The sequence below is a fragment of the Micrococcus sp. KRD012 genome (assembly GCF_017168555.1).
Classification (GTDB): Bacteria; Actinomycetota; Actinomycetes; order Actinomycetales; family Micrococcaceae; genus Micrococcus; species Micrococcus luteus.
On record NZ_JABFBB010000003.1, the window covers coordinates 85,636 to 111,722 of the forward strand.

Annotated in this window: 21 protein-coding genes, 1 tRNA gene and 3 pseudogenes; 6 read left to right on the forward strand and 19 right to left on the reverse strand. The window is 73.4% G+C overall.

Features of this window, described 5'->3' with window-relative positions; translation table 11 throughout:
- Window positions 1–94: 94 nt before the first annotated feature.
- Window positions 95–1,660: a pyridoxal-phosphate dependent enzyme gene (locus tag J1M37_RS00780; RefSeq protein ID WP_036317690.1), complete on the reverse strand. Its 1,566-nt coding sequence runs from the start codon at window positions 1,658–1,660 to the stop codon at window positions 95–97.
- Window positions 1,661–1,822: 162 nt separating this feature from the next.
- Between J1M37_RS00780 and J1M37_RS00785 the strand changes: the two genes are divergently transcribed.
- Together J1M37_RS00785 and J1M37_RS00790 are read left to right on the forward strand one after the other, a co-directional pair.
- Complete coding sequence (locus J1M37_RS00785; RefSeq protein ID WP_102708520.1) at window positions 1,823–2,851, forward strand: DNA-3-methyladenine glycosylase family protein; 1,029 nt, start codon at window positions 1,823–1,825, stop codon at window positions 2,849–2,851.
- Window positions 2,852–3,056: 205 nt separating this feature from the next.
- On the forward strand, window positions 3,057–3,521 hold the full coding sequence (locus tag J1M37_RS00790) for a hypothetical protein (protein WP_041103583.1): 465 nt from the start codon (window positions 3,057–3,059) through the stop codon (window positions 3,519–3,521).
- A 15-nt stretch (window positions 3,522–3,536) separates the two neighbouring features.
- Here J1M37_RS00790 and J1M37_RS00795 read toward each other — a convergent pair whose 3' ends face one another.
- Both J1M37_RS00795 and J1M37_RS00800 read right to left on the reverse strand, forming a co-directional pair.
- Entirely contained in the window at window positions 3,537–5,297 is a 1,761-nt protein-coding gene (locus tag J1M37_RS00795; protein ID WP_069941249.1) for an AMP-binding protein, read from the reverse strand.
- A 220-nt stretch (window positions 5,298–5,517) separates the two neighbouring features.
- Window positions 5,518–5,599 (reverse strand) — tRNA-Tyr (locus J1M37_RS00800).
- Between the two features lie 209 nt (window positions 5,600–5,808).
- Between J1M37_RS00800 and J1M37_RS00805 the strand changes: the two genes are divergently transcribed.
- On the forward strand, window positions 5,809–6,297 hold the full coding sequence (locus tag J1M37_RS00805) for a YajQ family cyclic di-GMP-binding protein (RefSeq protein ID WP_036317682.1): 489 nt from the start codon (window positions 5,809–5,811) through the stop codon (window positions 6,295–6,297).
- A gap of 40 nt (window positions 6,298–6,337) precedes the next feature.
- On the forward strand, window positions 6,338–6,841 hold the full coding sequence (locus tag J1M37_RS00810; protein ID WP_036317679.1) for a hypothetical protein: 504 nt from the start codon (window positions 6,338–6,340) through the stop codon (window positions 6,839–6,841).
- Window positions 6,842–7,028: 187 nt separating this feature from the next.
- Here J1M37_RS00810 and J1M37_RS00815 read toward each other — a convergent pair whose 3' ends face one another.
- The 14 genes and pseudogenes from J1M37_RS00815 to J1M37_RS00880 form a co-directional block, all read right to left on the reverse strand.
- A complete protein-coding gene (locus tag J1M37_RS00815) occupies window positions 7,029–8,324 on the reverse strand; it encodes an MFS transporter (protein WP_036317676.1) in 1,296 nt (431 codons plus the stop codon).
- A 41-nt stretch (window positions 8,325–8,365) separates the two neighbouring features.
- Window positions 8,366–9,799 carry an FAD-dependent oxidoreductase gene (locus J1M37_RS00820; RefSeq protein ID WP_206451957.1) on the reverse strand — a complete coding sequence of 478 codons (1,434 nt, stop codon included), beginning with the start codon at window positions 9,797–9,799 and terminating at the stop codon, window positions 8,366–8,368.
- Window positions 9,796–11,064 (reverse strand): uroporphyrinogen-III C-methyltransferase, encoded by a 1,269-nt coding sequence (cobA, locus tag J1M37_RS00825; RefSeq protein WP_206451958.1) that lies wholly within the window; start codon window positions 11,062–11,064, stop codon window positions 9,796–9,798. Before cobA ends, J1M37_RS00820 begins: the two co-directional genes overlap by 4 nt.
- Window positions 11,061–11,984, reverse strand: a complete 924-nt coding sequence (locus tag J1M37_RS00830; RefSeq protein ID WP_044659090.1) for an ABC transporter permease — start codon at window positions 11,982–11,984, stop codon at window positions 11,061–11,063. The genes cobA and J1M37_RS00830 overlap by 4 nt, the downstream gene beginning before the upstream one ends.
- Window positions 11,974–12,699 carry an ABC transporter ATP-binding protein gene (locus J1M37_RS00835; RefSeq protein ID WP_206451959.1) on the reverse strand — a complete coding sequence of 242 codons (726 nt, stop codon included), beginning with the start codon at window positions 12,697–12,699 and terminating at the stop codon, window positions 11,974–11,976. The genes J1M37_RS00830 and J1M37_RS00835 overlap by 11 nt, the downstream gene beginning before the upstream one ends.
- Before the next feature lie 31 nt (window positions 12,700–12,730).
- Complete coding sequence (locus J1M37_RS00840; RefSeq protein ID WP_036316896.1) at window positions 12,731–14,071, reverse strand: sulfate adenylyltransferase subunit 1; 1,341 nt, start codon at window positions 14,069–14,071, stop codon at window positions 12,731–12,733.
- A complete protein-coding gene (gene cysD, locus J1M37_RS00845; protein ID WP_002855962.1) occupies window positions 14,071–15,006 on the reverse strand; it encodes a sulfate adenylyltransferase subunit CysD in 936 nt (311 codons plus the stop codon). Before cysD ends, J1M37_RS00840 begins: the two co-directional genes overlap by 1 nt.
- Window positions 15,007–15,038: 32 nt before the next feature.
- The gene (locus J1M37_RS00850) at window positions 15,039–15,764 is read right to left on the reverse strand and encodes a phosphoadenylyl-sulfate reductase (RefSeq protein WP_036316893.1); all 726 of its coding nucleotides are present in this window, start codon (window positions 15,762–15,764) and stop codon (window positions 15,039–15,041) included.
- Window positions 15,761–16,483, reverse strand: a pseudogene (locus J1M37_RS00855) (nitrite/sulfite reductase); the annotation flags it as partial. The pseudogene J1M37_RS00855 and the gene J1M37_RS00850, both read right to left, overlap by 4 nt.
- A 276-nt stretch (window positions 16,484–16,759) precedes the next feature.
- The gene (locus J1M37_RS00860) at window positions 16,760–17,395 is read right to left on the reverse strand and encodes a TIGR03085 family metal-binding protein (RefSeq protein WP_044659087.1); all 636 of its coding nucleotides are present in this window, start codon (window positions 17,393–17,395) and stop codon (window positions 16,760–16,762) included.
- Between the two features lie 80 nt (window positions 17,396–17,475).
- Window positions 17,476–17,802 (reverse strand): annotated as a pseudogene (locus J1M37_RS00865) (pyridine nucleotide-disulfide oxidoreductase); the annotation flags it as partial.
- A pseudogene (locus J1M37_RS00870) lies at window positions 17,801–18,793 on the reverse strand (nitrite/sulfite reductase); the annotation flags it as partial. The pseudogenes J1M37_RS00865 and J1M37_RS00870, both read right to left, overlap by 2 nt.
- A 117-nt stretch (window positions 18,794–18,910) precedes the next feature.
- Window positions 18,911–19,660, reverse strand: a complete 750-nt coding sequence (locus tag J1M37_RS00875) for a sirohydrochlorin chelatase (RefSeq protein ID WP_206451960.1) — start codon at window positions 19,658–19,660, stop codon at window positions 18,911–18,913.
- A 43-nt stretch (window positions 19,661–19,703) separates the two neighbouring features.
- The gene (locus tag J1M37_RS00880; RefSeq protein ID WP_036316887.1) at window positions 19,704–20,498 is read right to left on the reverse strand and encodes an SDR family oxidoreductase; all 795 of its coding nucleotides are present in this window, start codon (window positions 20,496–20,498) and stop codon (window positions 19,704–19,706) included.
- Window positions 20,499–20,637: 139 nt separating this feature from the next.
- Here J1M37_RS00880 and valS point away from each other — a divergent pair, with 139 nt between their 5' ends.
- Both valS and J1M37_RS00890 read left to right on the forward strand, forming a co-directional pair.
- On the forward strand, window positions 20,638–23,322 hold the full coding sequence (valS, locus tag J1M37_RS00885; protein WP_063190237.1) for a valine--tRNA ligase: 2,685 nt from the start codon (window positions 20,638–20,640) through the stop codon (window positions 23,320–23,322).
- 361 nt (window positions 23,323–23,683) lie between these two features.
- Window positions 23,684–24,019, forward strand: a complete 336-nt coding sequence (locus J1M37_RS00890) for a DoxX family protein (RefSeq protein WP_036316984.1) — start codon at window positions 23,684–23,686, stop codon at window positions 24,017–24,019.
- A gap of 83 nt (window positions 24,020–24,102) precedes the next feature.
- Here J1M37_RS00890 and J1M37_RS00895 read toward each other — a convergent pair whose 3' ends face one another.
- Entirely contained in the window at window positions 24,103–24,720 is a 618-nt protein-coding gene (locus tag J1M37_RS00895) for a mycothiol-dependent nitroreductase Rv2466c family protein (protein WP_063190236.1), read from the reverse strand.
- A gap of 62 nt (window positions 24,721–24,782) precedes the next feature.
- Window positions 24,783–26,081, reverse strand: a complete 1,299-nt coding sequence (gene clpX / locus J1M37_RS00900) for an ATP-dependent Clp protease ATP-binding subunit ClpX (RefSeq protein WP_063190235.1) — start codon at window positions 26,079–26,081, stop codon at window positions 24,783–24,785.
- Window positions 26,082–26,087 lie beyond the last annotated feature (6 nt).

Here is a 26,087-nt window from a genome sequence, read left to right on the forward strand (position 1 = left end):
GTGCGGGTCCTCGTGGACGTTCTGCTCGGTCATCTCGGGAGCCTCCTCGGAGAGATCGGGTCGGGTGGGGCGGGCGCGGCCGGTGCGGCCGGCCTCAGGCGGTGACGTGGGCGAGGACGTCGTGCAGGGTGACGACGCCCTGGACGCGGCCGGCCTCGAGCACCAGCAGCACGGGGTCCTGGGCGAGGCGCCGGGCCACGGCGCGCAGCGGGGTGCGCGCCCCCAGGCAGGGCAGCACGGGGCCCATGACGTCGGCCACGGGGGTCTGCGCGGTGGCCCGCCCCTCAGCGAGGGCGTCCGCGAGCGCGGCGGAGGAGACGGTGCCGCGGACCTCGCCGATCCGCAGGTCGTGCCGGGGCTCGAGGATCACGGGCAGGGCGTCGACGCCGTACCGGTTCATGGTCGCCACGGCGTCCGCCACCGAGGTGGTCGGGGCCGCGGTGACGAGGGTGGGCACGGAGCCCGGGAACAGGTCGGCCTTCTCGGTCAGCAGCTCCCCCGCCGTCGCGGACCAGCGGTCGGCCTCGGCGGGGGCGCCCGCGCGGGTCGCCGGCTCGGCGTCGGCGTGCTCGAGCACCTCGACGGGCGTGCCGGCCCCGCCGGCGGCCCCCGTGGCGCCGTCGTCGTCCATCTGCGGGACCGCCGAGCGGGTGCGCCCGCGCGCCCACGCCGGCAGCACGGTCTCGCGGACGTCGTAGTCGAAGCCGCGCTCGTCCATCCACGGGTCGTTGAAGATCTTGGCGAGGTAGCCGCGGCCCGAGTCGGGCAGCACGATCACCATGACGTCCTCCGGGCCGAGCTCGCGGGCGGCGCGCAGGCCGGCGACGACGGCCAGACCGGAGGAGCCGCCCACGAGCAGGCCCTCCTCGGCGGCGAGGCGGCGGGTCATGGCCAGGGCCTCGGCGTCCTCGACGGCGATGACCTCGTCCGGGACCGCGGGGTCGTAGTTGTCCACCCACATGTCCTCGCCGACACCCTCGACGAAGTAGGGCCGGCCGGCGCCGCCGGAGTACACCGAGCCGCTGGGGTCCGCGCCGATCACGCGGACCGGACCGGACGGGCGGTCCGCCGAGACCTCCTTGAGGTAGCGGCCGGTGCCCGTGATGGTGCCGCCCGTGCCGGCGCCCATCACGACGTGGGTGACGCGGCCGGCCGTGTCCTCCCAGATCTCGGGGCCGGTGGTCTCGTAGTGGGAGGCCGGGGCGGCGGGGTTGAAGAACTGGTTGGGCTGATAGGCCCCGGGGATCTCCCGCACGAGGCGGTCGGCGACCCCGTAGTAGGACTCCTCGGACGTCGGGTCCACGGCGGTGGGCGTGACGACGAGCTCGGCGCCGTACGCGCTGAGCACGTCCCGCTTCTCCTGACCCACCTTGTCCGGGGTGACGAACACGGTGCGGTAGCCCTTGAGCTGTGAGACCAGGGCCAGCCCCACGCCCGTGTTGCCCGAGGTGGGCTCCACGACGGTGCCGCCCGGGCCGAGCAGGCCCTCGCGCTCGGCCTCCTCGATCATCTTCAGCGCGATGCGGTCCTTCACGGAGCCGCCGGGGTTCAGGTACTCGACCTTCACCAGGACGGTGGCCTCGATGCCCTCCGTCACGGAGTGCAGCTTCACGAGCGGGGTGTGCCCGATCAGCTCGAGGACGTTCTCGGCGTACTGCATGGGCTGCGCAGGGGTGGGCGCGGGGGTCTTTTCACTCACGCACCCCACGCTACGCCAGGGGCCGGACGCCGAAGGAGGGCTCCGGACACGCGGGGCAACGCCCGGCGTGCGCGCCGTCACGGCCGACGTCGTCCTGTCCGGGCCCGGGTGTACGGTGCGGGCATGACCGCCCCGGACGCCGAGCGCCGCGTGCGCGTGCCCGTCCCCGTGGACGTCGCGCTCACCCTGCGCCCCCTGCAGCGCGGTGCGGCCGACCCCACGGTCCGCGCCACACCGCAGGGCGTCTGGCTCACTCTGCGCTCCCCCGCCCCGGACGTGGCGTCGGACGGCCCGGGCCGGCCGACGTCGTTGCTGGTCTCCGGCGTCCGGGAGGCCGCAGGGGGCGGCACCGCGGTGACGGCCCGCGCGTGGGGCGCGGGCGCGAGCGCCGCCGTCGCCGGCGTGGAACGCCTGCTCGGCCTGCACGACGACGGCTGGGAAGCCTTCGACGCCCTGCTGCGGCCGGACTCCGGCGCGCCCGCGCTGCCGCCGCACGTGCGCGAGGCGCGGCGGATGCGGGCCGGGCTGCGGCTGCCGGCGGCGGGCGCGCTGTCCCGGCAGCTGCTCACCGCCGTGCTCGAGCAGAAGGTCACCCACGACCAGGCGCGGCACGGCTGGCGCACCCTCGTGCGGCTGGCCGCCCGGATCGACGACGACGGGCCCGCCCCCGGCCCGGTGCCGCCGGGGATGCTGCCGCCGCCGACCCCGGCCGCCGTCCTGCGGATCCCCTCGTGGGACTGGCATGCGCGGGCCTGGGTGCAGCCCTCCCAGTCGCGGACCATGCTGGAGGTCGCCCGGCGGGCCGCGAGCATCGACCGGCTCGGCGACGCGGTCGCCCCCGGGGACACGGCCGGGGTGGCCGCGCTGGCCCGGCGCCTGGAGTCGGTGCCCGGGATCGGGCCGTGGACCACGGCCGAGGCGCTGCAGCGCAGCCACGGGGCGGCGGACCTCGTCTCCGTGGGCGACTACCACCTGGCGCAGTACGTGGGGCAGGTCCTCACGGGACGCCGGACCGACGACGCCGGGATGCTCCGCCTGCTCGCGCCATGGGCCGGGCACCGGCAGCGGGTGGTGCGGATGATCGGGCTCTCCGGAGAGCGCAAGCAGGCGTTCGGGCCCAAGCTCGCCCCGGCCGACCACCGCGCCCACTGACGCGACGCCGGGCCGGCCGAGGCCGTGCCGGCGCGTCCGCGCGACCCCTCCGCTCCTGCACAGGCCGCTGCTCCCGGCGTGTCCTCCCCAGCCCCGGCCGGGTCCGGCCGGCCGCCCGCCCCGGGTTCCTAGCGTGGGCGATGCCGCTCCGACCGGTGCGGCGCCGCCGGGACCCTGATGAGTCCCCACCCGGGAGGAGACCGCCATGACCACCGCCTTCGAGCCCCGCCCGCACACCGCCGCCGCCCCGCGCGAACCCGACCCGCACGGCCCCGGCACGCCCGGCTCCCTGCGTCCGGGCGAGCGCGGCTCCGTGCTCATCGTGACCCGCCACCCCGACCCGGACGAGGCCATGCGGCACGCGATGGCCTGGATCACTGCCTTCGAGGAGGACTGCGGCCTCGTGCTGGACACGGACGAGACCGCGCTCTACGCCGTCGGCCGAGCGGGCGACCTGGGTGAAGCCCTGCGTCGCGGCCCCCTGGTCCACGAGGACGGCAGCCCCGCCGACACCTCCGCGTTCGTGGACGCGGTGCTCGCGGACGGCACGTGGCGCCTGCGCGACGCCGACCCGCGGGCGTGGTCGACCACGTACCGTGCCACGATCCTGGGCGCCGCCCCCGAGGCGGTCTGCACCATCTGGGACGTGTTCCCGCTGCCCGCCGCCTGAGGGTGACGGTCGTCGTCAGCCCGCACCCTGGGCGTGGGCCTGGGCCTGGGCCTGGACGACCTTCGCGCCCTCTTCGCGCAGCTCGACCTTGCGGACCTTGCCGGAGACGGTCATGGGGAAGGCGTCGAGCACGCGGACGTAGGCCGGGATCTTGAAGTGCGCGATCCGGCCCGTGGCGAACTCGCGGACGGCGTCCACGGTGAGCGGCTCGACGCCGTCCTTCATGATCACGCAGGCCATGAGCTGCTCGCCGTACTTCTCGTCCGGCACGCCCACCACCTGGACGTCCTGGATGTCCGGGTGGGTGTAGAGGAACTCCTCCACCTCGCGCGGGGAGATGTTCTCGCCGCCGCGGATGACGAGGTCCTTGATGCGGCCCTCGATGCGCACGGAGCCGTCCTCGTCCATGGAGGCGAGGTCGCCGGAGTGCATCCAGCCGTCGGCGTCCAGCACCTCGGCGGTCTTCTCGGGGGCGTCCCAGTAGCCGAGCATCACGGAGTAGCCGCGAGTGCACAGCTCGCCCGTGGCCCCGCGCGGGACGACGTCACCGGTGGCGGGGTCCACGATCTTCGTCTCCACGTGGGGCATGGTCCGGCCGACGGTCTGGGTGCGCACCTGTAGGGAGTCGTCGCGGCGGGTCATGGTGGACACGGGCGCGGTCTCCGTCATGCCGTAGCAGATGGCGACCTCGGACATGTGGAACCGGTCGATGACCTTCTTCATCACCTCGACAGGGCACGTCGAGCCGGCCATCACGCCGGTGCGCAGCGTGGACAGGTCCAGCGCGTCCGCCTCGGGCCGGGCGAGCATGGCGATGAACATCGCCGGCACGCCGTACAGGCTCGTCGCGCCGGTGGCGGCCACGGCCCGCAGCGCCGAGACCGGCTCGAAGCTGCGCGCCGGGATGACGGCGAGCGAGCCATGGGAGACGGTGGCGATCACGCCGATCACCATGCCGAAGCAGTGGAAGAACGGCACCGGGATCACCACGGTGTCCTCCTCCGTGTAGCCCAGCAGCTCGCCGATGTGGAAGCCGTTGTTCAGCACGTTGCGATGCGTCAGCGTGACGCCCTTGGGGAAGCCGGTGGTGCCCGAGGTGTACTGCAGGTTCACGGGGTCCGCCGGCCGGGTGGCGGCCTCGCGCGCGGCCAGGTCCTCGTCCGAGACCCGCGCGGCCCCGGCCAGGAAGGCGGCCCACGTGCCCTCGGCCACGGGATCGGCGGCGTGCCGGCCGGCCACGTCACCGTCCTGCACGTGGGCGTAGGCGTCCTCGCCGCTCCCGGCCGGCAGCATGATCAGCTGCCGCAGGTGCGGCGCCGACTCACGGGCCACGGCCCGCGCGGTGGCGGGCGGGTCCATGCGTGCGTCCGCGCAGGCCACCACCAGCCCGCGCATGTCGCACTGCTCGACCACGTACGTCAGCTCGTGGGCGCGGTACGCCGGGTTGAGGTTCACGAGGATGACGCCGGCGCGTGCCGCGCCGTAGAGCAGCGAGACCCACTCGGCGACGTTGGGGCTCCACATCCCGATCCGGTCCCCCGCCTCGTAGCCCGCAGCCATGAGCGCCTTGGCCACCGTCACGGACTCCTCCCGCAGCTGCCCGTAGGTCCAGGTGCGTCCGGTGGCAGGGTCCCCGTCCGGTCCACACTCCAGGAGGGCGGCGCGGTCGGCGAACCGGCGGGCGGTGTCGTCGAGGTTCTGGGCCAGGGTCTGCTCGAGCAGCTCGACGTCGGTCGGTCCCTGGGTGAAGGACTCGGGGGCGGTGGACTCGGTCATCGGGCGCTCCTCGCGGACGGTCGGGCGACGCCGCACGGCGTCACGATGCACGGCCGTGCCGCCGCCGGACCGCGGAGGGCATCGGGTGTGACACGGACCACAGACAGGCTACGTCGCCTGGCGGGAGGCCGCCACCTCCCGGGGCGGGGACGCGGGGTGTGCCACGGCCCCGGACGGCAGAAGACCCCGGGACCGTACGGTCCCGGGGTCTTCGTTCCGGTGGCAGATACTGGATTCGAACCAGTGAAGGCAGTGCCAGCTGATTTACAGTCAGCCCCCTTTGGCCGCTCGGGAAATCTGCCGTGCCACCCGGCGGCTGCTGGGCGTCTCGAGGACGACCGCACCGGTCGGGCGAGAGTCGACTGTACAGCATCTCCGCGCCACGCCGCCAATCGGCCCGGGACCGCGTCCGTCGTCCCCGGTAGGCTGGCCCGCAGAGCGCTCCGCGCGGCCCTGCAGTGGCCGTCGACGACGGGCGCACCCCGTCCGCAGACCCTGAAGGAGAGCACCCGTGGCCAGCGATTCCACGTTCGACATCGTCAGCAAGGTGGACAGCCAGGAGGTGTCCAACGCCCTGAACCAGGCGCAGAAGGAGATCGCCCAGCGCTACGACTTCAAGGGCGTCGGCGCCGAGATCGACTTCTCCGGCGAGAAGATCCTCATGAAGGCCTCCTCCGAGGAGCGCGTCAAGGCCGTCAAGGACGTGTTCGAGTCCAAGCTCGTCAAGCGCGGCATCTCCCTCAAGTCCCTCGACGCCGGCGCCCCGTTCGCCTCCGGCAAGGAGTACCGCATCGAGGCGACCATGAAGGAGGGCATCGACCAGCCCACCGCGAAGAAGATCACCAAGCTGATCCGCGACGAGGGCCCCAAGTCCGTCAAGGCCCAGATCCAGGGGGACGAGCTGCGCGTGTCCTCCAAGTCCCGCGACGACCTGCAGTCGGTCATCGCGATGCTCAAGGACTTCGAGGACGCGGACCTGCAGTTCGTGAACTTCCGCTGATCCGCACGCCGTCTCCCCTCCGAGCCCACCAGGAGTCCCCATGCTGTACCTGATCGACCCTCGCGGGGCCGTGTGGTCCGCCGACACCACGATCGGCCGGGCGCGGGCCCGGGCCCGCGTGGACGGCCGCCCGGTCGACGACCTGAAGTTCACCAAGGCCGCCATGCTCCTGACCTTCGAGGACCATGTGGACCTCGCGCTGCGTCACGGCATCGCCGCCCCGCGCGGCCTCCTCCTCGACCACGGGTTCGTGGCCCAGGTGCTCGCCCCCGCGAACCTGAAGGCCCAGCGCGCCAACCAGGACGCGATCGCCGAGCAGCTCGCGGTGGTGGAGCGTCGCACGGAGGACGTCGGATCGCTGCGCTCCCACCGGCACGCGGCCGCCTACGAGGGCGCGGACCAGGATCTGGAGCGCCGCATCAAGAAGGCGGAGGAGGCGGCCCGCGAGACGCTCCAGGCGGCCCCGGACGAGGACCTCGTCCGCCACTGGACGCGCCTGGGCGGCGCGGTGCCGGCCACGCTCCAGGCCGACCGCGACCGCTGACCCGCCGGCCGCCGTCGTCGTGGTGGCTCCCGTGGACGGCGGCTCAGGCTGCCGCGAGCCAGACGTTTCGGCGGTTTCGCGGCCCGATCTGCAGCAGAATCATCTGGCTCACGGGCAGAAACGTCTGGCTCGGCGCTCCTCGGCGGTCGCGGGCTCGCAGCCTCCCGCCACGGAACCCCGCGCCCGCTCAGGGTGTGGGGTTCCGCGCGTCGTAGCGCAGGAAGCCGGGCTGCCACCGCATCAGCGCGGTCACGCCGAGCATGCACAGCACACCGCCGGCCAGCAGGGTCGGCCCCTCCCCCAGGCCCACGGAGGCGCCGCCGGTGAGCAGCTCGCCCAGGCGCGGCCCGCCCGCCACCACGACGACGAACACGCCCTGCAGCCGGCCGCGCAGGTGGTCCGGGGTCGCGGACTGCAGGATCGAGCCGCGGAAGACGCCGGAGAGCGAATCCGCGGCCCCGCCCACCGCCATGCACAGCGCGGCGAGGGCGAACGCGAGCGTGAGGCGGGGATCGCCGTCGGGCAGGGACTGCGCCCACCACACCACGCCGCCGAACGCGGCCACCGCCGCGCCCCACACGAGGATCGAGACGTACACGCCCCAGCCCTGCGCATGCAGGCGTGTGAACGGCGCGGAGAACAGCCCCGCGAGGAACGCGCCCGCCGCCATCGCGGCCAGCAGCACCCCGACGGCGGCCTCACCGCCGCCGAGCACCACGGCGCCGATGGCGGGCAGCAGGGCGCGCGGGAACGCCGTCGTCATAGCCACGATGTCCGCCAGGAAGGTCATCCGCAGGTTCGGTCGCGAGCCGAGGAAGCGCAGGCCCTCGACCACCGAGGCCAGGCCCCAGCGCGTCCCCGAGGCGGTCGCGGTCTCGGCCCGCTGCGGCGGCAGGGACGGCAGCCGCCACACGGCGTACAGGGCGGCGAGGAAGGTGACGACGTCGATCGAGTAGGTCCACGCGTAGCCGACCGCCGCCACGAGCACGCCGCCCAGCACGGGGCCGACCATCAGGGCCACGGAGAACGTCATCATGTTCAGCGCGTTCGCCGCCGGCACGAGCGGCAGGCCCACGAGCGCGGGGATGATCGCGCCGCGGGTGGGCTGGTTGATGCCGGACGCGCCGGAGTGCAGGGCCACGAGGGCGTACAGCACCGGCACCGACTCGAGCCCGGCCCAGGCCTGCGCGGCGATGCCGACCGTGGTCAGCCACATGACGGCCGACGAGGTCAGTGCGACGCGGCGGCGGTCGTGCCGGTCCGCGATCGCGCCGCCGTACAGGCCCGCGACCACGAGGGGCACGAGCGCGGCGAGGCCGAGCAGGCCCACCGCGAACGAGGAGCCGGTCAGGGCGAACACCTCGAGGGACACCGCCACGAGCGTGAGCTGCGTGCCCACGTACGCGAGCGTGTTGCCGAGCCACAGCCGCCGGTAGGCGGGTGAGACCCGCAGCGGGGTGATGTCGACGAGGAGGCGGGCCACCCCGGAAGCCTAGCGCCGGGGCGGCCAGGGCCCGCCCCGGATCAGGCGGTCGGGACGGAGGCCCCGTCGCGGGAGATGCGGGTCATCTCCTCCCGGTCCACGACCTTCACCCGCTCCCGCGCCACCGGACCGGCCTCCGTGGCCTGCGCACCCAGGGACTTCTCATGCTCATCCAGAGCATGCCAACCGGCCCACGTGGTGTACGGGACCTCACGGGACTCGAGCAGCTCGATCACCGACTCCTCGGAGGGCTCCTGGGCCGTCCACAGCCCCGGCTCGTCCTCGATCAGATGCTTGATCGTCTCCAGGGAGTCACCCTTGGTGTGCCCGATCAACCCCACCGGGCCCCGCTTGATCCACCCCGAGGCATACAGACCCGGCACCGGGGCACCGTCCGCGTCCAGCACACGACCCTCCGCGTTCGGGATCACCCCGCGCACCTCATCGAACTCCACCCCCTCCACGGGCGAACCGAAATACCCCACGGCCCGGTAGATCGCCTGCACCGGATAGTCCACGGTCTCCCCCGTCGGACGGACCCCACCGGAACCGTCCAACTCCATCCGGCGCATCCGCAGACCGTCCACCCGGCCGTCCCCGTCCTCGTCCAGGAACTCCTCCGGAGCCTGCAGGAAATGCAGGTGCAGCCGACGCGAGGCGCTCTGCTGACGGTCCTCCTGCTCCATGAGCCAGTTCGTCAGCGTCCCGACCATGGTGCGGACCTGGTTGTTCTCCTCGATCGCCTTCTCCGAGGCCGCATCGAAGTCGAAGTCCTCCTCGTACAGCACGATGTCCACATCCCGGGAATGCGCCAGCTCCCGCAGCTCCAACGGGGTGAACTTCACCTGCGCCGGCCCACGCCGGCCGAACACGTGCACATCCGTGACCGGGGAAGCGGCCAGGTCCCGGTACACGTTGTCCGGGATCTCGGTGGGCAGCAGGTCCTCGGCACGCTTGGACAGGATCCGGGCCACATCCAGGGCCACGTTCCCGTTGCCGATCACCGCCACCTGCGTGGCCTCCAACGGCCAGTGCCGCGGCACATCCGGGTGCCCGTCATACCAGGACGCGAAGTCGGCGCCACCGAACGAGCCGGCCAACTCCACCCCGGGAACGTCCAGGGCCGCGTCCCGCACGGCACCGGTGGAGAACACGATCGCGTCGTAATGCCGACGCAGATCCGCCAGGCTCAGGTCCGTGCCGTAGTCCACGTTGCCCAGGAAACGGATGTCCCCGCGGTCCATGACCTTGTGCAGGGCGGTGACGATGCCCTTGATGCGCGGATGGTCCGGGGCCACCCCGTAGCGGATCAGACCGAACGGGGCCGGGTACCGGTCGAACAGGTCGATGCTGACACGGAAGTCCCGCTCCTCCTTGGTCAGGATGTCCGCCGTGTACACCCCGGCGGGTCCGGCACCGATGATGGCGATGCGCAACGGGCGATCGGGCCTCGAGGCCGAGGGGGTCAGGGTCATGCTCGTGCTCCTTCGGAGGTCGGGTTCAGGGTCAAGATCGGGGCAGGGGCGGCGGCCGCAGGCGCGCCGGTGGCGTAGGGGCTCAAGCGCACGACGTCGCCCACGACGATCACGGCGGGGTTCTCCACACCGACGGCGGCCGCCTGCGCGGCGATGGTCTCCACCGTGCCCACGGTGACCCGCTGGTCCGGCATCCAGCCACGCTCGATGATCGCCACGGGCGTCGCACCGTCGAGGCCGCGCTCCGTCAGTCGGCGCGCGGTGTCCGCGAGCCGACGCACGCCCATCAGCAGGACGAGCGTGTGGTCGGCCCGGGTGGGCACTTCGGCCAGCTCTTCGTGGCCGGTCACCAGCGTGAAGCCGGTGGCGACGCCGCGATGGGTGACCGGGATCCCCGCGGCGGCGGGCACCGAGACGGCGCTCGTGACACCGGGGACCACCTCGACGTCGACGCCGTGGGCGCGGCAGTGCGCTGCCTCCTCGCCGCCGCGGCCGAGCACGTACGGGTCGCCGCCCTTGAGCCGGACGACGAGGCGGCCGGCCCGGGCCTCCCGGACCAGGACGGCGTTGATCTCGTCCTGCGTGGCCAGGTGGTTCCCGGGGGCCTTGCCGACCTCGATCACGGGCACCGCCGGGTCCAGCTCGGCCAGGAGGGCGCGCGGGCCCAGCCGGTCGGCGACCACCACGTCGGCCTCCGCGAGCAGCTGTCGGCCGCGCACGGTGATGAGCCCGGAGTCGCCGGGGCCGCCGCCGACGAGGGCCACGCGACCGGGCTCGGCGGACGCGCGCCGCCGCCGCAGCGGCAGCCGCCCCGTGGACAGGGCGAGGGTGATCGCGTCCTTCAGGGCGCGGGCACGGCGAGGGTCTCCCCCGGCGTTGACGGCCACGGTCACGTCCCCGGCCCGGACGACGGCGGGCGTCCAGGCGGCGGAGGACTCGGCGTCGGAGGCGTCGACACACCAGACGCGGCGGGCCTCGGCGTCGGAGGCCACGGCCCCGTCCACGGCCCGGTCACCGGTGGCGGTCTGGGCGAACCAGACCCCGTCGAGGTCGGACGGGCGGTAGGGGCGGCGATGCAGGGTGAGCAGGCCGGCCGCCGCGAGCCGCTCCACCTCCTCCCCCGGCTTCGGGGCCACCACGGTGACGAGCGCGCCGGCGTCGAGGAGGGCACCCACGCGGCGGCCGGCCACGCGCCCGCCGCCCACGACCAGGACGGGCCGGCCGAGCAGACGCAGGGAGGTGGGGTACAGATCGGACGCGGTCATCGCGTGCTCCCTTCCAGCAGCCCGCGGCGGCGCAGCATGCGCCGCTCGACGGGGCCGAATGCGGCCAGTTCGACGAGGACGCCGACGGCCAGGATGGTCAGGACGGCGCAGAGGACGACGGCGAGGTCGGACGCGGCACGTCCCTCGTGGAGCAGGGTCCCGAGTCCCACGCCCATGGGCCCGCCGACGGCGATGATCTCGGCGGCCATGAGGCCTCGCCACGCGAAGGCCCAGCCCTGGCGCAGGCCGGAGACGAAGGCGGGCAGGGCGGCCGGGAGGACCACCAGCAGGGCGGTCTCGAGACGCGAGGCGCCCAGCACCCGGGCCGCGCGACGCAGCTGCGGCGGCACCTGGTCCGTGCCGGTGGTGAGGCCGGCGACCACGGCGGGGACGGCGCCGGTGAGCATCACGAAGTACGCGGTGGCGTCGCTGAGGCCGAACCACAGCACCGCGAGCGGCACCCAGGCCACGTTGGGCAGCACCATCAGGGCCGTGAGCAGCGGGCCGAACGCCCGCCGCAGGACGCCGACCTGTCCGAGCACGAGGCCCAGCCCGACGCCGACGACCACGGCGAGTGCGAAGCCCACGACGGCGCGGCCCACCGACGTCGCCACTGCCTGCTGGACGAGGCCCTGCGCCCACAGCGTCCCGAAGGCCCCGACGACGTCACCGGGACCGGTGATCGGCTCACCGCGCGCACCGGCCAGCCACGCGAAGGCCTGCCAGATCGCCACGAGCAGGACGACGGCGGCCACCGGGAGCAGGACCCGGCTCCAGTCCCACCCGGCCAGACCCGTCCGACGGGTCGAGTCGACGGCCTGGAGCGCGTCGAGGCCGCTGTCGAGCTCGCGCAGCTCGTCGTCGGTGGCGGCCCCCGGCGCGCGGCCGGGGGCGTCGAGGGTGGGGGTGTCAGTGCGCATGGCGACGGATCTCCTGACCGAGTCGGGCGGTGATGGCGGCCGTGAGGGCGGCCGCGGCGGGCGCGTCGTGGCGGGCGGCTGCGGGCACGTCCCATTCGGCGACGACGTGGCCCGGCCGTGAGGACAGCAGCAGCACCCGCTGGCCGAGGCGGACGGCCTCGGCCACGTTGTGGGTGACGAACACGACCGTCCGACCGGTCTGACGCCACACCCGCTCGAGCTCCACGTGCAGCAGGTCGCGGGTGATCGCGTCCAGCGCGGCGAACGGCTCGTCCATGAGCAGCAGGGGGCGGTCCTGGGCGAGGGCCCGGGCCAGGGCGACGCGCTGGCGCATGCCGCCGGAGAGCTGGTGGGGTCGCAGGTCGGCGGCGTCGCCCAGGTGGACGAGACGCAGCAGCTCCCCGGCACGCCCCCGACGCTCCGCCGCGGGCACACCGGCGAACCGGAGGGCGAGCTCGATGTTGCCGCGGGCGGTGAGCCACGGGAAGAGGGCGGCGTCCTGGAACATGAACGCGGCCCCCTCCCGGGGAGTCTTGACGACGCCCGCGGTGGGCGCCTCGAGCCGGGCGATGAGGTTCAGCAGCGTGGACTTGCCGCATCCGGACGCGCCGAGCAGGCAGACGAACTCGCCCGGCTCGATCCGCACGGAGACGTCCTCCAGCACGGGCGTGGGCCCGCCGAAGCTCTTGCCCACGTCCTCCATCACCACCGTCATGACCGCTCCCGTCCCGCCGTCGTCATCCGTCTCAGGCCTCGTCGCCGCCGCGCACCATGCCGGCGGCGAGCGTGGCCCCGTCGTGGGGGTCGATCACGAGGAACGCCCCGGTGCGCCGATGCACGGCGTAGGGCTCCACGGGCAGCGGCGCGGCCAGGTGCAGGCGCACCTGTCCGATGTCGTTGAGCCCGAGGGTCTCGGCCGGGTCGAGCCGCAGGGTGTCGAGGTCGAGCCGACCGGCCACCTCCTGGACGAGCGCCCGGACGACGGCGGTGCCGTGCTTGACGAGCACCTGCTGCCCGACGCGCAGCGGCGCGGCGGAGAGCCAGCACAGCGCGGCGGCCACCTCCGCGGTGGGGCGCGGGGCGGTGTCCGCGGCGGCGATCGTGTCCCCGCGGGCCACGTCCACCTCGTCGGCCAGGCGCAGGACCACCGACTGCGGGGAGGAGGCCTCCTCGAGGGACTCGCCGGCGGCGTCCACGCCCACCACGGTGGTGGTGCGCGCCGGCTGCCCCGGGGTGAGGACGGCGACGGCGTCCCCGGGCCGGACGGTGCCCGCGACCACCTGCCCGGCGTAGCCGCGGTAGTCGCGGAACACCTCGGGGTCGAGGCCGGGGGCCAGGGCGCCCTGGGGGCGCACCACGAGCTGCACCGGGAAGCGGAAGGAGGCGGCGGCGTCGTCCTCGGCGTCCGCCCCGGGCAGCGACTCGAGCAGCTCCATGAGCGTGGGGCCGGTGTACCAGTCCGTCCGCTCGGAGCGGGTGACCACGTTGTCGCCCTGGAGGGCGGACACCGGGACGCTCACCGCGTCGGAGAGGCCGAGCTCCCGGGCCACGCGCCGCACGTCCTCGGCGATCGCGGTGAAGACCTCCTCGGCGTAGTCCACGAGATCGATCTTGTTGACCGCGACGATCACGTGCGGCACCCGCAGCAGGGCCACCACGCTGAGGTGGCGTCGGGTCTGCTCCACCACGCCCTTGCGGGCGTCCACGAGCAGCACGACGGCGTCGGCCGTCGAGGCGCCCGTGACGGTGTTCCGGGTGTACTGCACGTGCCCGGGGCAGTCGGCCAGCACGAAGGTGCGCCGGTCCGTGGCGAAGTACCGGTACGCGACGTCGATCGTGATCCCCTGCTCCCGCTCGGCGCGCAGGCCGTCGGTCAGCAGCGCCAGGTCCAGCCCGCCCTCGGCGCCGCCGAAGCCCCGCTCGGCGGAAGTGCGGGCCACGGCCTCGAGCTGGTCGGCCAGGACGGCCTTGGAGTCGTGCAGGAGGCGGCCCACGAGGGTGGACTTGCCGTCGTCGACCGAGCCGGCCGTGGCCAGGCGGAACAGGGTCCCGGCGGGGGCGTGCCGGTCCAGCAGTGCGGTGCTCATCAGAAGTACCCGTCCTTCTTGCGATCTTCCATGGCCGCCTCGGAGATGCGGTCGTCGGCGCGGGTGGCCCCGCGTTCGGTCAGGGTGGAGGCGGCGACCTCGAGCACGACGTCCTCGACGGTGGCGGCCTCCGAGAGGACGGCGCCGGTGCAGGACATGTCGCCCACCGTGCGGTAGCGCACCGTCCGCGTGGTGACCTCCTCGCCCTCGGCCGGCCGGGAGTGCTCCCCCACGGCGCGCCACATGCCGTCGCGGCGGAAGACCTCCCGCTCGTGCGCGTAGTAGATGGAGGGCAGCTCGATGCCCTCGCGGGCGATGTACCGCCACACGTCCAGCTCGGTCCAGTTGCTGATGGGGAACGCGCGGACGTGCTGGCCGGGGGTGTGACGGCCGTTGTAGAGGTTCCACAGCTCGGGGCGCTGGTTGCGCGGGTCCCACTGGCCGAACGCGTCGCGCAGGCTGATGATCCGCTCCTTGGCCCGCGCCTTGTCCTCGTCACGGCGGCCTCCCCCGAAGACGGCGTCGAACCGGTTGGTCCGGATCGTGTCCAGCAGGGGGGTGGTCTGCAGGGTGTTGCGGGTGCCGTCGGCGCGCTCACGCAGCTCGCCGCGGTCGATGTACTCCTGCACGGAGCCCACCACGAGCCGCAGGCCGAGCCGCTCCACCGTGCGGTCGCGGAACTCGAGGACCTCGGGGAAGTTGTGGCCGGTGTCCACGTGGACCACCGGGAAGGGGATCCTGCCCGGCCAGAAGGCCTTCGCGGCCAGGTGGAGCATCACCACCGAGTCCTTGCCGCCCGAGAAGAGCATGGCGGGGCGCTCGAACTCGGCCACCACCTCGCGGATGATGTGGATCGCCTCGGCCTCCAGGGCGTCCTGGACGTCGGGGCCGGCGGGGCTCACGGTCCCCGGGTCAGGGGCATGGGTGAGGGTCATCGTGTCTCCTTGGTCTGTCTCGGGTGCGGCGCTCAGACGTGGATGCCGCACTCGGTCTTCGCGGTCCCGGCCCAGCGCCCGGCACGGGGGTCCTCCCCGGGGGCGACGGGGCGGGTGCAGGGGCGGCAGCCGATCGAGGGGTAGCCGTTCTGCAGGAGCAGGTTCACGGGCACGTCGTGGTCCGTGGCGTAGCCGACCAGGTCGTCGAAGCTCCACGGGGCGACGGGGTTGACCTTGACCATGCCGTGGGCCTCGTCCCAGCCCACCAGCGGGGTGTTCGTGCGCGTCGGCGCCTCGTCCCGGCGGACGCCGGTGAACCACAGGTCGTATCCGGCCAGCGCCCGGTTGAGGGGCTCGACCTTGCGCATCGCGCAGCACAGCCCCGGGTCACGGGCGAACAGGTCCTTGCCGTGGCGCTCGTCCTGCTCGGCCACGGTCAGCTCCGGGAGCACGTCCACCACGGTGACGGCGAGGCGGCGGGCCACCTCGTCGCGCGTCGCGAGCGTCTCGGTGAAGTGGTAGCCGGTGTCCAGGAAGAGGACGTCCACGCCGGGCATCCGCTGCGCCACCAGGTGCGGCAGGACGGCGTCGGCCATGGAGCAGGCCACGGCCGCCCGGCGGAGGTCCACATGGCGGGCGGCCCAGTCGACCACCGCCTCGGCGGGGGCGTCCCAGCCGAGCTCGGCGGCGCCGGACTCCGCGAGCGCCTGCAGGCGCTCGAGGTCCTCGGTCGGACGGGTGGGGGGAACGGTGCTCATCGGAGGGCCTCCTCGTCGACTCGGTGCGCCCACCGGGCGAAGGTCTCGCCCGGCTCACGCTGCTCGTCGTACCGGCGGACGACGCGCTCGACGTAGTCGACCAGCCCGTCCGCGCGGACCTTCAAGCCGCGGACGCTGCGTCCGAGGCCGGCCTCGGCGCGGTCCACGGAGGCCAGCCCGCCGCCCAGGTGAACCTGGAAGCCGGGCGTCTGGCCGCCGTCGTCGTCCGGGAGCAGCTGGCCCTTCAGGCCGATGTCCGCGGTCTGGATGCGGGCGCAGGAGTTGGGGCAGCCGTTCACATGCAGGCTCAGCCGCTCGGGGAGGCGGTCGGCGAGGTCGGCCAGGCGCTCCTCGAGCTGGGCGATCGCGGCGGTGGCGGTGTCCTTCGTGTCCACGATGGCGAGCTTGCAGAACTCCAGGCCCGTGCAGGCGATGGTGGAGCGGCGGAATACGGACGGCTCCGGGTCCAGTCCCAGCTCCTTCAAGCCGGCCACGACGGCGTCCACCCGGTCCCGCTCCACGTCCAGCACCACGATCTTCTGGTGGGGGGTGGTGCGCAGCCGCGTGGAGCCGTGGGCCTCGAGCAGGTCCGCGAGGGCGGTGAGGGTGGTGCCGCTGGAGCGGCCGACGACGGGAGCGGCGCCGATGTAGAAGCGGCCGTCCTTCTGCTCGTGGACCCCCACGTGGTCGCCGGGACGAGGAGGCGAGGGGGTACACGGGGGTCCTTTGCGTCCGGGGCGTCGGTTCCGTGCAAGGACGCCCGAGGGCCCGACCCTCCGGCCGGCCGCGGACGCGGTACCACCTTGCTTGCCGGCGTCGGGAGGTCCCCGGGGTGCCGGCCGCTTGATGACTGCTGTGACGGGCTTACCCGTCCGGTTCTACTGGGGCCGTGCGGCCCGTTCTTCCGGAGGCTCGCCGGTGATGGCCGGGTCGACGCCTATGCCCGCCAGTGTAGTGGACGCTGCGCCGGCCCGTGGCCGCGGGGCCGGAGCGCGTCAGAGGGCGGTGCGCACGGCCGCCGACGCGTCGCCGTCGATCTCCACGTGCACGGCGTCCCGGCCCGAGGCCCAGAGGAGGAGCTCCCCGACCTCGCCGGTCACCGTGACGGGCGCCCGCAGCGCCACGGCCCCACGGGTGACGGTGACCGGGGCGCGACCCGGGCCCTGGAGGACCACCGGCGCCGCGGACTTACGCAGGAACAGCGGGGCCATGCGGCGCAGCGAGCGGTAGAGGGCGTCCTCCTCGTCCGGGGAGAACGAGCGCGGGGCGGGCAGCGAGCCGCTGGCCGCGGACTCGCCGCGCCGGACGTCCTCGAGGTGGATGAAGTGCTCGGCCGCGTTCACGTGCCTATCCGCCGCCCGCATGGGGTTCAGCGCCGACGGGCCCGCGGCCCACTCCCGCACGACCTCGGCGTAGTCGCGGCGCTTGGTGTCCGCGGTCAGGCGGTCGAGGTGGCGGGACAGCGGCGGGATGAACAGGGCGGCGAAGGCGTCGGGCCGGCTCTCCCGCAGCCAGAGGTGGGCGGCGAGGTCGCGGGTGCTCCAGCCGCCGCACAGGGTGGGCGCGTCGGGGCCCTTCTCGAGCAGGAGGTCAGCGAGGCGGGCACGTTCGGCTGCGGCGAAGGTGGTCATGGGCACCACGGTAGGGAGCGGGCCGCGGCGCGGGCGAGGGGTGGCCCGCGCCCCGCCGCGGGTCCACCCGACGGGAGGACTCAGCCTTCGGCGCCGAGGAGGACACCCTCCCGGGAGATGCGGGTCATCTCCTCCCGGTCCACGACCTTCACCCGCTCCCGCGCCACCGGCCCGGCCTCCGTCGCCTGCGCACCCAAGGACTTCTCATGCTCATCCAGAGCATGCCAACCAGCCCACGTGGTGTACGGGACCTCACGGGACTCGAGCAGCTCGATCACGGACTCCTCGGAGGGCTCCTGGGCCGTCCACAGCCCCGGCTCGTCCTCGATCAGATGCTTGATCGTCTCCAGGGAGTCACCCTTGGTGTGCCCGATCAACCCCACCGGGCCCCGCTTGATCCACCCCGCCGTCGGGCAGGGCGTAGCCGAGGTACTCCTCCTCCAGCACGGTGCGGAACCTCTCCGGCCCCCAGTCCTCGAGCAGGTACTTCATGCGGGCCTTGTTGCGCAGGCGCCGGTAGCCGTAGTCACGGAAGATGCTCACGACGGCGTGCCACACCTCGGGGGCGCGCTCGGCCGAGACGAAGGCACCGATCCGGTCGGCCAGGCGGGCCTTCGTGGACAGGCCGCCGCCGACCCACAGGTCGTAACCGGGGCCCAGCTCGGGGTGCACCACGCCGATCAGGGAGACGTCGTTGATCTCGTGGACCACGTCCTGGGAGGGGTGTCCGGTGATGGCGGTCTTGAACTTGCGGGGCAGGTTGGAGATCTCGAGGTCGCCGATCCAGCGGTCCGCGATCTCCCGGATCACGGGCGTGGGGTCGATGATCTCGTCCGCGGCGATCCCGGCCACCGGTGAGCCGAGGATCACGCGCGGCACGTCGCCGCAGGCCTCGGTGGTGGACAGGCCCACGGACTCCAGGCGCCGCCAGATCTCGGGGACGTCCTCGACGCGGATCCAGTGCAGCTGGACGTTCTGCCGGTCGGTGATGTCCGCGGTGTCACGGCCGAAGTCGGTGGAGATCCCGCCGATCACGCGCAGCTGCTCGGTGGTGAGGTCGCCGCCGTCGATGCGCACGCGCAGCATGAAGTAGCGGTCCTCGAGTTCGTGGGGCTCCAGGGTGGCGGTCTTGCCGCCGTCGATCCCCTGCCGACGCTGGGTGTACAGGCCCCACCAGCGGAAGCGGCCGTGCAGGTCGTCCGAGGGGATCGAGTCGAAGCCCTCGTGGGCGTAGACCTGCTCGATGCGCTCGCGGACGTTCAGGCCGTCGTCCTGCTGCTTGAACTCCTCGTTGTGGTTCAGGGGGGCGGTCCCGTCCACCTTCCACTGGCCGTGCGGCTTGGCGGAGGGACGGCGCGGAGTGCGCGCCGGCCTCGACGTCTCGTTCACCTGGGTCATGGCCGCCACGCTAGGAACCCGGCATGCCGGCCCCAAGATCGTCGACGCGGTTCGTCACGTTCCCGGGGCCGGGCCGCGGCGGGGACCCGGTCCGGCCCCGGTCGTGTGACGGACGGCTCAGCGGCCTCCGGCGGCTCCCCTCGGGGCCTCTACGAGGGCGGACCGCAGCCGGTCCAGGGCGATCCGCGCCACCAGCGGATGCGGCAGCAGGGGGTCGGTGACCGCGTCCGCGCCGGCCTCGCCGAGCCGGTCGTGGAAGTACCCGGGGGCCAGCAGGTGGGCGGCCACCACGGCGCGACGGCCGGCGGCGTGCACCCGGGCGACGGCGTCGGGCACACGGGGGGTCGCCACCGCCCCGAACGCCGCGGTCACGGGCAGTCCCGTGGCCCGGGCCAGGGCCCCGGCCAGGGCGTGCACCTGGGCCTGGCCGTCCGCGGCGCGGGTGCCGGCCGCCGCCAGGATGACGTCCGATGTCGCGGCCTCACCGGCCGGCACCGCCCGGGCCACCCGCTCGGCCAGAACGGTCACCAGGCGCGGCTCGACGTCGTCCCCGGCCCCGGCCAGCGGTGCGGCGGCGATCGTGCCGGGTCGGGCGGCTGCGGCGTGGTGGATGTCGTGGTGGACGTGATGGCCCAGGGACAGCAGCAGCGGCACGATCACGGCCGGCTCCCCCGGGGGCAGGGCCGCCACGACCTCGTCGAGGGAGGGGCTCTGCACGTCCACGTAGGCCTCGTGGACCTGGGCGCCCGGCCCCTCGGCGGCCAGGAGGGCCGCCAGGTCGGCACGGAGGCCGTCGATCACGTCGCGGCCGGCCGCGTCGTGCGTGCCGTGGGCGCAGGCGATCACGTGCAGCACGGGCGCGCTCATGCCGAGCCCACCGCGTCGGCCCACACGTTCTGCGGCCCGCCGCTCACCGGCGGATCACCTTGTGCTGGGCGGCCTGGGCGACCGGCCGCATCACGATCTGATCCAGGTTCACGTGGTGGGGCAGCTCGACGGCGTGGACGCACACCTCGGCGACGTCCTCGGCGGTGAGCGGCTTCTCCACGCCCGCATACACGGCGTCCGCGGCGGACTGGTCGCCGCCCAGGCGGTTGCGGGAGAACTCCTCGGTGTGGACCATGCCCGGCAGCACCTCGATCACCCGCACGTTGTGCTCGGCCTCCTCCAGGCGCAGCGCGCCGGTGAGCCCGTGCTGGCCCATCTTCGCGGCGTTGTAGCCGGCGCCGCCCTCGTAGGCGGTGACGGCGGCGGTCGAGGTCAGGTTGAGCACGGTGCCCTCGCCGTGGGCGCGGAGCATGGGCAGGAACGCCTGGCACATCGTGAGGGTGCCGAGCACGTTGACGCGGTACATCCACTCCCAGTCGGCGCGGTCGCCGTCGCCCACCGCGTCCGTGCCGAGCGCGCCGCCGGCGATGTTGACGAGGGTGTCGGCGCCGCCGTCGGCCTCGACGCGCGAGGCCAGCGCGGCGACGGCGGCCTCGTCCGTGACGTCCAGGGCGGCGGGGACGACGTCGCCGCTCACGCCCTCGGCCCGGGCGTCGGCAGCGAGGGTCTCGAGGCGCTCGGCCCGGCGGCCGACCGCGTACACGCGCCAGCCGCGGCGGGCGAGCTCGAGGGCCGTGGCGCGGCCGATGCCGCTCGTGGCCCCCGTCACGACGGCGGCGCGGGCGGGGTTCTTCGCAGGTTCATGGGTGTGGCTCACGCCTCCGACCGTAGCCGAGCCGCGCCGTTCGGAGCACCGCCCGGATCACCTCCGCCAGGTCGAGCGACTGAAAGGGCGGGACGTCCCGGGCGTCGTCGCAGGCCCGGCCCGCCGCCCCGGTCATGGGAGGATGGCGGGCATGGCTGAGAACACGCAGGGCACAGACACGCCCATCGACGCATCGACCCCGTCCACCCCCGCCGCCGGCGCCGTGGCCGTGCCGGACAAGCCGGCCCTCGAGGGCCTCGAGGAGAAGCTGACCGCCCGCTGGGCCGACGAGCGCACCTACGCGTTCGACACGCAGACCACCCGCGAGCAGGTCTACTCGATCGACACTCCCCCGCCGACCGCCTCCGGCTCGCTGCACGTGGGCCACGTCTTCTCCTACACGCAGACCGACGTGCTCGCCCGCTACCAGCGCATGAACGGCAAGAACGTGTTCTACCCGATGGGCTGGGACGACAACGGCCTGCCCACCGAGCGCCGCGTGCAGAACTACTACGGCGTCCGCTGCGACCCCGCCAAGCCGTACGTGGAGGGCTACCGCCCGCCGGAGAAGCCGGCGAAGAACCAGCGCGACTGGGACGTGATCTCCCGCAAGAACTTCATCGAGCTCTGCGAGGAGCTCGCCGTCGAGGACGAGAAGGTCTTCGAGGACCTCTTCACCCGTCTCGGCCTGTCCGTCGACTGGGACATGACCTACCGGACCATCGACGACGTCTCCCGCGCCGTCTCCCAGCGCGCCTTCCTGGCCGGCATCGCCTCGGGCGACGCCTATCTGGCCGAGGCCCCCACCATGTGGGACGTGACCTTCCGCACCGCCGTGGCCCAGGCCGAGCTCGAGGACCGCGAGGTCCCCGGCGCCTACCACCGCTACGCCTTCACCGCTGCGGACGGCGAGCAGGTCTTCATCGAGACCACCCGCCCCGAGCTGCTGGCCTCCTGCTCCGGCCTGGTCGCCCACCCGGACGACGAGCGCTACCAGCACCTGTTCGGCACGACCGTCACCTCCCCGCTGTACGGCGTGGAGGTCGAGGTCTTCCCGCACCCGCTGGCCAAGCCGGACAAGGGCTCCGGCATCGCCATGGTCTGCACCTTCGGCGATCTCAACGACGTCACCTGGTGGCGCGAGCTGCAGCTGCCGACCCGCACCCTGATCGGCCGTGACGGCCGCTTCGCCGCCGACACCCCCGAGTGGATCACCACGGACGCCGGCCGACAGGCCTATGCGGACACCGTGGCCGGCAAGACCGTCTTCTCCGCCAAGCAGGGTGTGGTGGACGCCCTCACCGCGGCCGGCCTGCTGGACGGAGAGCCGAAGAAGATCATGCACGCCGTGAACTTCTACGAGAAGGGCGACAAGCCGCTCGAGGTCGTCACCTCCCGCCAGTGGTACATCCGCAACGGCGGCCGCGACGCCGACCGCCGCGCGGAGCTGATCGAGCGCGGCCGCGAGCTCTCCTGGCACCCGGAGCACATGCGCCACCGCTATGAGAACTGGGTCGAGGGCCTCAACGGTGACTGGCTCGTCTCCCGCCAGCGCTTCTTCGGGGTGCCGATCCCGGTCTGGTACCCGCTGGACGCGGAGGGTGAGCCCGACTATGAGAACCCGATCCTCCCGGCCGACGAGCAGCTCCCCGTGGACCCGGCCGCCGAGGCCGCCCCGGGCTACTCCGAGGACCAGCGCGACGTCCCCGGCGGCTTCACCGGCGACCCGGACGTCCTGGACACCTGGGCCACCTCCTCGCTGACCCCGCAGATCGTGGGCCGCTGGTCCCGTGACGAGGCGTTCTTCAACAACGTCTTCCCGTTCGATCTGCGCCCGCAGGGCCACGACATCATCCGCACCTGGCTGTTCTCCACCGTAGTGCGCGCCCACGCCCTCAACGGCTCCGTGCCGTGGACGGACACCGCGCTCTCCGGCTGGATCCTCGACCCGGACCGCAAGAAGATGTCCAAGTCCAAGGGCAACGTGGTGGTCCCGACCGACATCCTGGACCAGTTCGGCTCGGACGCCGTCCGCTACTGGGCCGCCTCGGCCCGCCTCGGCGCGGACACCGCCTACGAGGTGGCGCAGATGAAGATCGGCCGCCGACTGGCCATCAAGCTGCTCAACGCCGCCAAGTTCGTTCTGAACCTGGGCGCCACGCAGGACGCCGTCATCCGCACGGCCGACGACGCCGCGGCCATCACCAACCCGCTGGACGCCTCCCTGCTGGCGCGCCTCGCGGCCACCGTGGAGCAGGCGACCCGCGCGTTCGAGGCCTACGACTACGCGCGTGCCCTCAACGTGACCGAGCAGTTCTTCTGGGCCTTCACGGACGACTACGTGGAGCTCGTGAAGGACCGTGCCTACGGTGGCCACGGCGAGGCCGAGCAGGCCTCGGTGGTGACCACGCTGGCCACCACCCTGGACGCCCTGCTGCGTCTGCTGGCCCCGTTCCAGCCGTTCGCCACCGAGGAGGTGTGGAGCTGGTGGCGCGCCGGATCCGTGCACACCGCCGCCTGGCCGGGCGCCGCGGACGAGGCGGCGGCCCTGTCCTACGCCGCCTCCGCCGGCGACGCCGAGGTCCTGCCCACCGTGGCGCAGGTCCTGGGCGGCGTCCGCAAGGCGAAGTCCGAGGCCAAGGTGAAGCAGCGGACCGAGGTGCGCTCCGCCGTGGTGACCGGACCGGCCGAGTGGCTCGAGAAGCTGCGCGGCGGCCTGGCGGACCTCAAGGCGGCCGGCAACATCGCGGACCTGTCCCTCACGCAGGGCGAGGCCGGCGAGTCCGCGCCGCTGACCGTCTCCGACGTGCAGCTCGCACCGGTCGAGGACGACTGATCCGCGCCGCGCGTTCCCGGAAGGTGTCTCGGGAGCGCACGCGGCACGACGACGGCCCCGTCGCCCATCACGGGCGGCGGGGCCGTCGTCGCGCCCGTGCTGCGAACCCGAGTCTGCCCGTCAGCGTGGGATGTTCGTGGCCGGGATCCGGTAGGGCACAGCGCACGTCGGACAGTCCGCCGCCGGATCGGAGTTCGTCGGGAGGCGGCCCTCCCGGGGGTGTCGTGGTGCACCTCCCGGTCGTGCTCCTGCCGCATGTCGCAGTGCGGTCACCGCGGCAGGGGTGGACACTGAGAGGATGAGACCGACACCCGATCCCGCCCCGGCCGGCCGCCGCGCCTGCGACTCCTCCGCCCGGCGGATGTCCGCCGCCCTCGCCGCCATGGGCGTGCTCCACTTCGTCCGACCTGAGCCCTTCGACGGGCTGATCCCGCCGTTCCTGCCCGGCTCGGCCCGCGCGTGGACCCACGGCTCCGGCGTGGCCGAGCTGGCCGTGGCGGGTCTGCTGGCCGTCCCGCGCACCCGGCGCGCGGGCGGACGCGCCGCGCAGGCGCTCTTCCTCGGCGTGTGGCCCGGCAATGCGTGGATGGCCTGGCGGTGGCGACGCCGGCCCTGGCCGGCGCAACTGGTCTCCCTCGGGCGGCTGCCCCTGCAGGTCCCCCTGATCCGCGCGGCCGGCAGAGTGGCGCGCAGCTGACCCCCGCCGCCCCGCACCCCGACGACGCCGGCCCCACACCTTCGCGCTGAAGGTGTGGGGCCGGTCTCGTGCGAGCCGGGGGCTCAGTCGAACTGCGGATCCGTGGTGCGGGCCCGCTTGATCTCGTAGAAGTACGGGAAGTTGGCCAGGGCGACGGCGCCGTCGAAGATGCGGCCCGCCTCCTCGCCGCGCGGGATGCGGGTCATCACGGGACCGAAGAAGGCCGTGCCGTTGAACGCCACGACGGGCGTGCCGACGTCGTTGCCCACGAGGTCCTCCGCCTCCTTCTGGCTGGCGCGCAGCTGCTCGTCGGCCACGTCGGTGCGGGCGGCGTCCAGGATGTCCGCGTCGTGGCCCAGTTCCTCGAGGGCCTCGGCCACCACGGCCTCGTAGTCCGTGCGGCCCTGCTCGTGGATGCGGGTGCCGACCGCGGTGTACCACGGGCCGAGCGCCTCGGCACCGTGCCGCTCGCGCACCTGCACGGCGGCGCGGGCCGGCAGCCAGGCCTTCTCGAGGCGGGCCAGGTAGTCGGGGTCCAGGTCGCGGCCCTCGTTCAGGACGGCGAGCGACATGATCTTGAAGACCACCCGCACGTCGCGCACCTTCTGGACCTCCAGGATCCACCGGGAGGTGATCCAGGCGAACGGGCACGTGGCGTCGAAGTAGAAGTCGACGGTGGGCTGCTGCGTGGTGTCGGTCATGATGTGCTCCTTGCGGTCAGGGAGCCGTCTCGGCTCCGGTCGGTCCTGCTGGGCGACGGCGGTCAGGCGCTCCGGCCGCGTCGACGTCGTTCCACCTCGGCCGGGATGAGCGTGGGCTCGGCCTCGCCGCGCACCACGTCCCCGGAGATGACGACCGTGCCCACGTCCGAACGGGAGGGCAGCTCGAACATCACGGGCTTGAGGACGTTCTCCATGATGGAGCGCAGGCCGCGGGCACCGGTGCCGCGGGCCTCGGCCTGGGCGACGACGGCATCCAGGGCGTCCTGCTCGAACTCGAGCTCCACGCCGTCCATGAGGAACATCTTCTGGTACTGCTTCAGCAGGGCGTTCTTCGGTTCGGTCAGCACCCGCACGAGCTGTTCGTGCGTGAGGTCCTCGACGGTGGTGATCACGGGCAGGCGGCCGATGAACTCGGGGATGAGGCCGAACTTCAGCAGGTCCTCCGGCCGCACGTCCGCGTAGGTGACGTCCCCCGCGCCCAGATGGTTCAGGGGCGCGCCGAACCCGATGCCCTTGCGGCCGGCACGGGAACCGATGATCTCGTCCAGGCCCGCGAACGCGCCCGCCACGATGAACAGCACGTTGGACGTGTCGATCTGCAGGAACTCCTGGTGGGGGTGCTTGCGCCCGCCCTGCGGCGGCACCGACGCCACCGCGCCCTCGAGGATCTTCAGCAGGGCCTGCTGCACGCCCTCGCCGGAGACGTCCCGGGTGATGGAGGGGTTCTCGGACTTCCGCGAGATCTTGTCGATCTCGTCGATGTAGATGATGCCCTGCTCGGCCTTCTTCACGTCGTAGTCCGCGGCCTGGATGAGCTTGAGGAGGATGTTCTCCACGTCCTCGCCCACATAGCCGGCCTCGGTGAGGCTCGTGGCGTCCGCGACCGCGAACGGGACGTTGAGCCGCCGGGCGAGGGTCTGCGCGAGATACGTCTTGCCGGAGCCGGTGGGGCCGACCATGAGGATGTTCGACTTGCCGACCTCGACGTCCGCGAGGTCGTCCCGCTCGGTGAGGCGGTCGGCCAGGTCACCACTCCGCGCCTGCGGCCCACGCACGCGCTTGTAGTGGTTGTACACGGCGACGGCGAGGGAACGCTTGGCCGCCTCCTGACCGATCACGAAGCTCTCGAGGTGGTCGAAGATCTCCTGCGGGGTGGGCAGGACGGTCTCGTCCGCCTCCGCCGCCTCGCCGAGCTCCTCCTCGATGATCTCGTTGCACAGCTCGATGCACTCGTCGCAGATGTAGACACCCGGGCCGGCGATGAGCTTGCGCACCTGCTTCTGGCTCTTCCCGCAGAACGAGCATTTCAGCAGGTCAGCGCTCTCTCCGATACGCGCCATGGTGGT